At 39.2% G+C, this 11,309-nt stretch carries 9 protein-coding genes and 1 tRNA gene; all 10 read right to left on the bottom strand.

Features of this window, described 5'->3' with window-relative positions:
* Positions 1 to 176: 176 nt before the first annotated feature.
* Positions 177 to 250, bottom strand: a tRNA-Arg gene (locus tag BUA16_RS10210).
* 44 nt (positions 251 to 294) lie between these two features.
* Entirely contained in the window at positions 295 to 744 is a 450-nt protein-coding gene (locus BUA16_RS10205) for a GatB/YqeY domain-containing protein (RefSeq protein ID WP_072764646.1), read from the bottom strand.
* Between the two features lie 97 nt (positions 745 to 841).
* Positions 842 to 2,773, bottom strand: coding sequence for a cell division protein FtsZ (gene ftsZ, locus BUA16_RS10200; RefSeq protein WP_072764645.1), 1,932 nt, complete (start codon positions 2,771 to 2,773; stop codon positions 842 to 844).
* A gap of 46 nt (positions 2,774 to 2,819) precedes the next feature.
* The gene (ftsA, locus tag BUA16_RS10195) at positions 2,820 to 4,151 is read right to left on the bottom strand and encodes a cell division protein FtsA (RefSeq protein ID WP_072764644.1); all 1,332 of its coding nucleotides are present in this window, start codon (positions 4,149 to 4,151) and stop codon (positions 2,820 to 2,822) included.
* A gap of 3 nt (positions 4,152 to 4,154) precedes the next feature.
* Positions 4,155 to 4,874, bottom strand: coding sequence for a cell division protein FtsQ/DivIB (locus BUA16_RS10190; protein ID WP_072764643.1), 720 nt, complete (start codon positions 4,872 to 4,874; stop codon positions 4,155 to 4,157).
* Entirely contained in the window at positions 4,871 to 6,214 is a 1,344-nt protein-coding gene (murC, locus tag BUA16_RS10185) for a UDP-N-acetylmuramate--L-alanine ligase (RefSeq protein WP_072764642.1), read from the bottom strand. Before murC ends, BUA16_RS10190 begins: the two co-directional genes overlap by 4 nt.
* A 137-nt stretch (positions 6,215 to 6,351) precedes the next feature.
* Complete coding sequence (murG, locus tag BUA16_RS10180; protein ID WP_072764641.1) at positions 6,352 to 7,446, bottom strand: undecaprenyldiphospho-muramoylpentapeptide beta-N-acetylglucosaminyltransferase; 1,095 nt, start codon at positions 7,444 to 7,446, stop codon at positions 6,352 to 6,354.
* The gene (locus tag BUA16_RS10175; RefSeq protein WP_072764640.1) at positions 7,433 to 8,626 is read right to left on the bottom strand and encodes an FtsW/RodA/SpoVE family cell cycle protein; all 1,194 of its coding nucleotides are present in this window, start codon (positions 8,624 to 8,626) and stop codon (positions 7,433 to 7,435) included. The genes murG and BUA16_RS10175 overlap by 14 nt, the downstream gene beginning before the upstream one ends.
* A 3-nt stretch (positions 8,627 to 8,629) precedes the next feature.
* The gene (murD, locus tag BUA16_RS10170; RefSeq protein WP_072764639.1) at positions 8,630 to 9,964 is read right to left on the bottom strand and encodes a UDP-N-acetylmuramoyl-L-alanine--D-glutamate ligase; all 1,335 of its coding nucleotides are present in this window, start codon (positions 9,962 to 9,964) and stop codon (positions 8,630 to 8,632) included.
* 92 nt (positions 9,965 to 10,056) lie between these two features.
* Entirely contained in the window at positions 10,057 to 11,277 is a 1,221-nt protein-coding gene (gene mraY, locus BUA16_RS10165; RefSeq protein WP_072764638.1) for a phospho-N-acetylmuramoyl-pentapeptide-transferase, read from the bottom strand.
* Positions 11,278 to 11,309 lie beyond the last annotated feature (32 nt).

Below are 11,309 nucleotides of genomic sequence, written 5' to 3'. Positions count from 1 at the left end.
TTGTTGTTTTAGCGGGGATTGGCTGCGCCTTTCCCTTGACGGTCCCCTTTGCAAATACAAGCCTGTATTGCGAGGCAATACGCTTTGTTGTTTTATATAAAATACTGAAGCAGGGCTTCGTATTTTATATAAAACAACAAAGCCTGCAACTTTCGTTGCAGGCTTTGTGCTTGTAGTGACCGCGAAGGGATTCAAACCCCCAACCCTCAGAGCCGAAATCTGATGCGCTATTCAGTTGCGCCACGCGGCCAATAATAAGTAGCGATCAGTCTGTAAAGACCGATCTATTTTTTGCTAAGATAATTTATTTTTAACAATATTAGAAATGGTTTTCCCATCGGCTTTTCCTGCCAATTCCTTTGACACCAATCCCATTACTTTCCCCATATCCTTCATTCCTGAAGCTCCGATACTTTCTATAGTTTGCAGAACTACTTTTTCTACCTCTTCCTCGCTTAATTGCTCTGGCAAAAACTTCTCAATAACTCTGGCCTGCGCAATTTCCGGTGCGGCTAAATCCTCACGTCCTTGCTCTATATAAATAGCGGCACTGTCTTTTCTTTGCTTCACCAATTTTTGAACCAGTTTCACTTCCTCTTCTTCAGAGAGTTCTTCGCCGGATCCAGTTTCTGTTTTTGCCAATAATAAAGCCGATTTTATAGCTCTTAAAGATTCCAAGGCTACTGTATCCTTGGCTCTCATTGCAGCCTTCATATCTTCCATTATCCTTTGCTGTAAACTCATCTCTTTATATTTTTAGCGCTGCGAAGATAAAAAATAAACCCGAAAATAACCGTAATTTTCGGGTTTAAACTTTATAAAAAAAACAGCTATTTTTATCCTAGTCCACATTGTCGTGTAAAAATGAATTATTAGACCTTAATCTAATCTCATCATTACCATCTTCACCCAAAGTTGTTCTAGAAATCTTGTTCTCTCTAGGGGTCTCATTTAAATCTATTCCCTGCCTTTTATACGCAGGTTGTTTAGAAATCTCTTCCAAGTTATTAAGACTGTTTTGAAACTTATAATTGTAATCTTTTAATTTTCTTCTTCGTTCGTCTGCTCTTTCTTTTAGCAATAAATGAATTGGAGTATTCATTGGATCTTCTACCTCCTCGACAATTTCGCTAGGTTTTGCTTCCTGCTTTAGAACGGTGCGCTTTTCTATTCTAAGTTCTTCCTCTACAATGGTCGGTTTGGCAGTCTCTTTGGATTTTGATTGAGCACTATTCAGTTTACTCTCCAAATCCATGTAATCGTCCAGGCTATATCGCTTTTCTCCACCTTTATTATAATCGACGGATGGGGTTACCTCCACAGGATCCTTTACGGCCATATTCTTAACCTCATCATCAAAATCCAAGGTGACAATTTGCTCCTCTTCCACCTCATCGGCTTCCGATTTCTTAGCTAAAGGCATATCGAAACTGATTTCGAATTGATCTTCACCTGGCACCTCGTTCGTTATTTCCTGAGCATCTACGACTTCCATCTCTTTTACTGTGTTAGAGGTGTCAATAATAATAAAATCGTCTTGGGCACTTTTTGATGCCACCTCTTCATGAAAGACAGTAAGGTTTTTTATATATTCACTAGTAGACACTAAGTCTCCCTCGGAAGTCTTCTCGTCTAATGTATGTTTAATAGGCTCCGTTTTAACTTCCTGTTTATCCTCGACCAACTGATGAACCACATTTTTCGAAACCAATACTTGTTCCGCTTTTTGCTCATCTTCTAACGTATGAATGATTTTTTTTGTTTCGGTATTTACAATATCATCCTGTTGGTCTATATTAAAACCCGTGGCAATAACCGTTACTGCGATCGCTTCGCCCAGTCCCTCATCTTCTCCAACACCCATAATGATGTTTGCTCCAAATCCTGCCTCATTTTGGATATGGTCGTTAATTTCCCCTATTTCATCAATGGTAATTTCCTGGGACCCCGAAACAATAAGCAATAACACATTCTTGGCACCGGTAATTTTATTATCGTTCAACAAGGGCGAGTCCAATGCCTTCATAATAGCCTCATGGGCCCTTGCAGAGCCCGAAGAAATAGCAGATCCCATAATGGCAGTACCACTATTGGAAAGCACCGTTTTGGCATCACGTAAATCTATGTTTTGAGTATAGTGATGCGTAATTACCTCTGCGATACCACGCGCAGCAGTAGCCAAGACTTCGTCCGCTTTAGAGAATCCGGCTTTAAACCCAAGGTTGCCATATACTTCTCTTAATTTATTATTGTTGATGACAATTAAAGAATCTACATTAGCACGAAGTTTTTCGATCCCCAACTGAGCTTGTTGGCAACGCATTTTACCTTCAAAAAGAAAGGGCATGGTAACGATCCCAACCGTAAGTACATCCATTTCCTTAGCCATCTTGGCAATTACAGGCGCAGCACCAGTTCCTGTTCCACCGCCCATTCCAGCCGTAATGAAGATCATTTTTGTAGTGGTATCCAACATGTTTTTAATTTCTTCCATGCTTTCGATCGCAGCTTGTTCCCCAACCTCTGGGTTGGCACCAGCCCCCAATCCTTCGGTCAATGAAACCCCTAACTGTATCTTATGGGGTACAGGGCTATTTTCTAAGGCCTGCGAATCGGTGTTGCAAATAATAAAATCGACCCCATTGATTCCGGCCTGGAACATGTGATTGATCGCGTTGCTACCTCCCCCACCGACACCGATGACTTTGATTACGTTACTTTGATTCTTGGGTAAATCAAAAGATATGTTTTCGAATTCTGTGCTTTTGCTCATCTTTTCTTGTTTACTGGTTGCTTTCCTACGTTCTTTCTTAATTGTCTTACTCTGCGCTATCTAAAAAATTCTTAAATCTTTCAGTAAATCTTTCAAAAATAGATTTTTCAGCTTTTACTTTTTCTTTTTTAGCCTCTATTTTTGAATCTTCCGCCACGATTTCTTTTTCCGTGGTCTCTTCCATCAGAATTTCCTCTTCCTCGGAAACACCTTTTGGTTTATTTTGCACGGCATTCATTAATAAACCAACCGCTGTAGCATACAAAGGGCTCGCTATTTCCTCATCGGAATCCCCCGCTAAATGCTCGTTAGGATATCCTATTCTCGTATCCATTCCGGTGATGTATTCTACTAATTGCTTTAAATGCTTTAACTGGCTTCCGCCACCAGTTAGTACGATGCCGGCGATCAATTTTTTCTTTTGCTCTTCATGCCCGTAGTTCTTTATCTCTACATATACCTGCTCTACAATTTCCACTACTCTGGCATGAATAATTTTAGAGAGATTCTTTAAGGTAATTTCCTTTGGCTCTCTTCCTCTTAATCCGGGGATAGAAACAATTTCATTGTCCTTATTTTCTCCTGGCCAAGCCGACCCGAATTTTATTTTTAATAGCTCTGCCTGTTTTTCTATAATAGAACATCCCTCTTTGATATCTTCTGTTATTACATTTCCACCAAAAGGAATTACGGCCGTATGACGGATTATCCCATCTTTAAATATCGCTAAATCGGTAGTACCGCCACCGATATCTACCAAAGCCACACCAGCTTCTTTTTCTTCCTGACTAAGTACTGCGTTTGCCGAAGCTAAAGGCTCCAAAGTAATATTGCCCAAGCCCAAGCCTGCACTTTTTATACAGCGACCAACATTACGGATAGACGATACCTGCCCTACTACCACATGAAAATTGGCTTCGAGCCGACCTCCGTACATCCCCATAGGCTGCTTGATCTCTCCTTGCCCATCAATTTTAAATTCTTGAGGCAATACATGGATAATTTCTTCCCCTGGAAGCATTACCAATTTATATACTTGATTACATAGCTTTTCTACATCTTCCTCATTGATTACATCTTCAGAATTAGATCTCGTTATATAATCACTATGTTGTAAACTTCTTATATGCTGCCCAGCAATACCGACCACTACGTTTTCAATTTTCAAACCAGAATTTGCTTCTGCTTCCGCTACGGCTGTTTGAATAGATTTTATGGTCTGGGTAATATTGTTGACCACGCCCCGGTGCACCCCAAGACTTTTAGACCTCCCAATACCTAAAACTTCAATCTTTCCGTACTCATTTTCCTTGCCAACAATAGCTACAATCTTGGTGGTACCAATGTCTAAACCAACTGAATATTTACCTTGTTCCATACCTTATATTTTGGTGCAAACTACCTGGTTATTAAATTCTAAACTAACTCTACTATATTGACTCAATGTTTTGTCCTTATATGCCTTCGAATAAAAGGCCTTAAAATTGTTAAATTTCTTGGGCATCTCTTCTGTTCTCCCCAAATCGACCACAAAATTATCCATTCTAAACTTTAAAAGATAATTTAGATCCTCTGTTACGTGTATACCTATCACGTTTTTCTTTAAAAAATCATCCCGGTTAACAAATGTTATAATATCATGTACGTCACCTAGGCTTTGCTCTGTAACGTTTCCCGTAACCAAAGGAACTCGTGCCGAATGGTTATTCGATAAAGGCATACGTTTTCCATCCTCATCCACATAATATTTCGCAACACCTTCTACTCGCCCGATGGGCTTACGCTGCTCTATTTTAGCCCTTAACTCCCCCTTTATTGTCAAATAAACATGGGCTTTTTTCACCATTTCATTAGATTCTATTAGTTTTTCTACAGCATTCAAAACTAATTTTTCTTTAGGCAAGTTTTCTAAGTTCCCTAATTTTTGTATCAACAAATTTTGAACGCCCTCATGGCTAAGATAAAAATTTTGATCACCTATAAAAGAAATGTTCACCTTTTCTATATGTCTCCGATTATTGCGATGGTTCGCAAATATATAAAGACCTATTACTGTAAATAACAGGACTCCCATCGCAAAGAAATTCCAATTAATTTTCATAATAATTCTTTTTTAATATTTGCTACCTCTAAACCAATATCCCCTGCCCCCATCATTACTAAAACTTCGGGCTTCTGCGCCTTTATTTCAGCTAATAGATTAGACTTTTCTATTAATTTTTTATTAGGATTTTTAATCTTATCCAGCAACCATTGCGAGCTTACCCCTTCAATTGGTTGCTCCCTTGCCGGATATATATCTAACAAGACTATACTGGTAAACTTAGCCAAACTTTTTGCAAAGTCGTCTACAAAGTCTTTTGTTCTGGAGAATAAATGTGGCTGAAAAACGGCCAATACTTTTTTCCCTGGATGCATTTGGGAAACCGCTTGGTACACCGCATTAATCTCTGTTGGGTGATGCGCATAGTCATCAATAAAAATGAATTCCTCCGTATTTATCTGATACGAGAACCTTCTTTGAACTCCCTTAAAAGTCTCCAATGCTTTTGCAAGGCGATGTGGCGGGGCACCAGCTTGTATCGCCATTGCAAAGGCAACTAAGCCATTGAGCAAATTGTGCTCCCCAGGCTTATGGAACTTTACTCCGCTGAGCGTCGTCTCCGGAGTTACCAAATCAAATATGTAGGCTCCATTTTCTATTTTTATATTTCGGATGCAATACTCCGAATCGTCTTCAATCCCGTAAGTAATCCCCTCTATAGGCAAACCATTGCGTACAAAAAGCTTTCCATTGGGCTTCAATCTTTTCGTGAACGCAACAAAGGAGTCTTTTAATGCCTCACTATTGCCGTAAATATCCAAATGATCGGCATCCATAGAAGTTACACAAGCAATATCCGGAGAGAGCTGTAAAAATGAGCGGTCGAACTCATCGGCCTCTACCACAGAATACTTTGTGCCTTCCAATAAAAAGTTACTATTAAAATCTTCTGATATACCACCCAAAAAGGCGGTCATAGCAAAACCTGACTCTTTTAACAAATGAGCTAAAATACAAGTAGTAGTTGTCTTGCCATGGGTCCCGGCCACCGCTAGGCAATAGGTATCCCTGGTGATCAGCCCCAATACTTCTGACCGTTTTTTTACCGTAAAACCCCGATCGATAAAATGGCGGTATTCTGAATGGTCTTTAGGTACAGCCGGAGTATATACAATCAATGTATTTTCGCTATCCAAACATTCTTTCGGTACTAACTTTAAATTATCCTCGTAATGAATATCAATTCCCATACCTTCCATATCCTGGGTCAGCGGAGATGCCGTCTTATCATAACCGGCTACCGCCTTTTTTATAAACTTAAAGTATCTGGCAAGTGCAGACATACCAATGCCACCTATACCGATAAAGTAGACGTTATGTATATCTTTTATATTCATTTTTATGCTTTAATTCTTAAGGCGATTATGCCGTACATTTAATTTTATACATTTCAAGGTCAACTATTTTAAAATATCCGGAAACCTTTTCACTCCCTTCTTCAGGGCCCTTATTCCTGCTTATACTTTAAAAGCAACTACCCTTTACCCAACATTTTTTCGATCTCATCAACAATCCTCTTAGTGGCATCGGGCAAGGACATTCTTTTTATATTGTCACTCAACTCCTGTTGTCTATTTTTTGTCAGCATTAAATCGGTAAAATCCTCTTCAAACTCAGTATCCAAATCCCTTTCAGCAATCATAACCGCAGCATTTTCTGCTACCAATGCCTTGGCATTTTTGGTTTGATGATCTTCTGCCACATTTGGCGAGGGTATAAAAATTACCGGCTTTCCCACAATACTCAGTTCCGAAACTGCTCCTGCCCCTGAACGCGAGATAATCATATCGGTGGCCGTATAGGCAAAATCCATTCTGTTTATAAATGGATATACCTTTACCTCTTCGCTATCGTACTTTTTGTATTCTTCATAATACAGTTTACCACATTGCCAAATCAGTTGCAATCCGAAAGTTTTAAAAAAAGATAGTTTATCCTCTATCAATTCATTGATGCGTCTAGCTCCTAAACTCCCCCCCAACACCAATAATGTGGGCTTATCCATATCCAGGTTAAAGAATTGCATAGCATTATCCCTGTTTTCTGATAGGGAAATCAGATCTGACCGAACTGGGTTTCCTGTTTTCACGATTTTATCTTTCGGAAAAAACTTATCCATCCCCTCATAGGCCACACAAATCTTTTTAACCTTATCGGCTAATAACTTATTAGTGATTCCTGCATAAGAATTTTGTTCTTGGATCAGACATGGAATACCCTTTACCGACGCTACCTTTAAAAGGGGCCCGCTTGCAAACCCTCCCGTACCTATAACAGCATGGGGTTTAAACTTATTAAGAATGCTAGCCGATCTCACCAAACTACTTATTACTTTAAGGGGAAACATTAAATTTTTAGGGGTCAGTTTCCGTTGAACCCCACTTATCCACAAGCCCTCTATTTTATAACCAGCCTGTGGTACTTTTTCCATCTCCATTCTGTCTTTTGCCCCTACGAACAAAATTTCAGCATCGGGAAATCTTTCTTTTAACTCATTGGCGATAGCAATGGCCGGATATATATGTCCGCCTGTACCACCTCCCGAAAGTATAAACCTATAATTGTCCACTTAATACTTCTAAAGGGTTATTCTCATCTATTTCTTCTGATTCGGACTGACTTTTTTTGTTACTGGCACTAAGAATAATCCCTATTGCCAAACAGGTCATCCAACTCGATGTTCCTCCACTACTGATCAAGGGCAATGTTTGTCCGGTAACCGGAAACAACTCTACCGCCACGGCCATATTTATCAATGCCTGAAAGACTATAGGGAGTCCAACTCCCAACACTAGTAACTTTCCAAAAATTGTTGGATGGCTATTGGCTACCACCACAATCCTAAAGAGCAACAGCAAATAAAAGAACATTAGAGTAAATCCACCGATCAACCCATATTCTTCTACAATAATGGCATATATAAAATCTGAAGAACTCTGTGGTAAAAAATTCTTCATAACGCTTTTCCCTGCGCCATTACCTATAATACCCCCCGTAGCAATAGCGATTTTTGCTTTTTCTATTTGGTAATTACCTTCAGTATCTTCCGGATTAGAAAAACTTTCTATTCTATTCATCCAGGTATCTACTCGGTTCGGAAATAAATCCGGAACCGCCTTGGCCGTAAGGATGAATATGGTAAGCAGCAACACTCCTGCCCCTATAATCCCCATTAAATAACGTATGGGGTATCCTCCCAGAAAACACAAAAGCAGCACCATGCTAAACATAATCCCGGCAGTGGAAAAATTCGCTGGCAAGATGAGCATGATCACCAAAAACACCGGCGTCCATAACGGCAAAATACTTTCTTTAAAAGTAACGGTCCTATCCTTTATTTTAGTCAAGTATCTGGCCACATATATCATAAGCACCACAGAAGCTAAACTAGAAGTTTGAAAAGTAATCCCAACCACTGGTATACGTATCCAACGGCTAGCATTGGCACCGTCTATTACGTCTCCTTGTGCCAAGGTAAACGCCAATAAAAGCAACACCACCGGCATAGCTATTAAAGATAACCCCTTAAAAAAGTGGGTCGGTATACGGTGAACCCCATAAATAATCCCAAAGCCTAGAAGTAACAGAAAGGCATGCTTTACTAAATAGCCGATAGAGGTTCCGCTACCTACCACATACACCAAGTTGCTACTGGCACTGTACACTGGTAAAAATGAAAATAACGCCAAAAGGGCTACCACTGCCCAAATAGCCTTATCTCCACTTATATTTTTAAATAACCCAGCCACCTACTATAATTTATGTATTGCTCTTTTAAACTGATTCCCTCTATCCTCATAGTTATCGAAAAGGTCAAAACTTGCACAAGCAGGAGACAATAAAACCGTATCGCCACGTTCGGCCAATCTGTAGGCCATGGCAACTGCTTCTTTCATAGTTGTCGTTTCCTGTATACTATCTATAACGTTTGCAAAAGCATCCTTTATTTTAGAATTATCAACTCCCAAACAAATAATAGCCTTTACCTTTTCCCTTACTAAGGACATTAATTCTTTATACTCATTCCCTTTATCTACCCCACCGACAATCCAAATCGTTGGTGTTTTCATACTTTCCAATGCGTAATAAGTTGCATTGACATTGGTAGCTTTGGAATCATTGATATATTGTACGTGATGAATCTTCAACACTTTCTCTAACCTGTGCTCTACCCCCTGAAAGCTCTCCACACTACGACGGATCGAATCCTTCCCTATACTTACTAGCTTGGCCGCAGTTGTTGCTGCCATGGTATTCTTAAGGTTGTGCTTTCCTTCCAAGGCCAAATTATCTGTATTCATCTCCATGATCTTATTTTTTATGATCAAAATAATTTTATCATCTTCCAAATACGCCCCTTCATTTAATTTTTTCTCTAATGAGAAAGGCAATAACTTCGATTTTACCGGGTTTTTCGATAACCAATCTACAATCACTTCATCGTCGGCATCGTAAATTAAATAGTCTTCATTGGTCTGATTTTTTGCAATCCTGAATTTTGAGGCTATATAACTCTCAAAATTATAGTTATACCGATCCAGATGATCTGGTGTAATATTCGTTAAGATGGCAATATTGGGCCTAAAATCGACCACCCCGTCCAACTGAAAACTACTGATTTCCAAAACATAGTAATCGACATCGGTATTAGCCACCATTTTTGCGAAACTATCCCCAATATTCCCCGCCATTCCCACTTTTAAACCGCCTTCTTTTAAGAGGTGGTTTACTAATGCCGTAGTGGTTGTCTTCCCATTGCTCCCTGTAATCCCGATAACTGTTGCTTTAGTATAATTAAAAGCAAATTCTATTTCCGAAACAACAGGAATATCCTTATCCTTTAACAATTTAATTAAGGGCACATTGTCTGGTATACCCGGACTTTTCATCACCAAATCGGCATTTAAGATTTTAGCCTCTGTATGCTGATTTTCTTCCCAATCAATTTTATAGTCCCTAAGAACCTTTTTATACTCTTCCTTTATAGTGCCTTTATCCGACACAAAAACATCGTAGCCTTTTTGCAAACCCAATATAGCGGTGCCAACCCCACTTTCTCCTCCCCCTAAAACCACTAATCTTTTCATATGTGTTTTATTTATTGTTTTTTAACGGTCATATGTAATTCGCATAGCTGAATTCGTATTTGCAACCAATTTTCGGTCATTCTCATTTCATTTTAACGAACCTTTAAGGTAACGATGGTTATAACTGCCAAAAGAATCCCTACTACCCAAAACCGGGTAACGATCTTACTCTCATGATACCCTTTTTTCTGATAATGATGATGCAGGGGTGCCATTAAAAAAATCCGTTTTCCCTCACCGAATTTCTTCTTCGTATATTTAAAATATCCCACTTGTAGCATCACAGAAATAGATTCCGCAAAGAATATTCCACATAAAATTGGGATCAACAATTCTTTTCTAATGATTATAGCGATCACCGCAATAATACCTCCAATGGTCAAACTTCCCGTATCTCCCATAAAAACCGTGGCGGGATAGGCATTGTACCATAGAAACCCTACTAGAGCCCCCACAAAGGCCGCTAAAAAGACAACTAATTCTCCTACTCTGGGTATGAACATTATATCTAAATAATTAGAAAAGATATAGTTCCCCGATATCCAGGTAAAGATCATCAAGGTCAATACAATAATGGCCGAGGTACCCGCGGCCAGCCCGTCTATTCCATCGGTGAGGTTAGCGCCATTGGATACCGCCGTTACTATAATGATTATTATAGGAATAAAAACCAACCAAGCATATTTTTCTGCTCCTTTTCCCATCCATGAGATAAAGCTGGTATAATCTAATTCATTGTTCTTAAAAAAAGGAACGGTCGTTTTGATCGATTTTATTTCTTCACTGGCCTGTTGCTCCATTACGGTTCCTTGAGATGTCATCTTATGAGAACTTTCCTTCATGGTAACCCCTGGATGAAAGTATAAGGTTGTTCCGACGATAAGCCCTAAAACAACTTGCCCTAATATTTTGAATCTTCCTTTTAATCCTTCCTTATCCTTTTTAAAAATTTTAATATAATCGTCCAAAAACCCTATTGCCCCCATCCACAAAGTGGTAATGATCAAAAGAATCACATAAATATTGCTCAATTTGGCGAACAATAGCACTGGAATAAGGGTTGCCATTATTATGATGAGTCCTCCCATGGTAGGCGTACCAGCTTTTTGGCTTTGTCCTTGAAGACCAAGATCTCTCACTGTTTCTCCTATTTGTTTTTTCTGAAGGAATACTATAACCTTCTTACCGTAAACGGTAGCGATAAATAAGGACAACAACACCGCCAAAGAAGCACGAAATGTTAAAAACTCAAACAGTCCTGCCCCTGGCAATTGGTATTCTTTTTCCAAATATTCGAACAAATAGTATAGCATAAATTAATTTTCCTTGCTTTTCGTAATTATAT

The sequence above is a fragment of the Arenibacter nanhaiticus genome, from assembly GCF_900141935.1.
In the GTDB taxonomy this organism is placed as follows: domain Bacteria; phylum Bacteroidota; class Bacteroidia; order Flavobacteriales; family Flavobacteriaceae; genus Arenibacter; species Arenibacter nanhaiticus.
The sequence above is the reverse complement of the archived record's forward strand: the minus strand, read 5'-3'. Positions and strand labels throughout refer to the sequence as shown.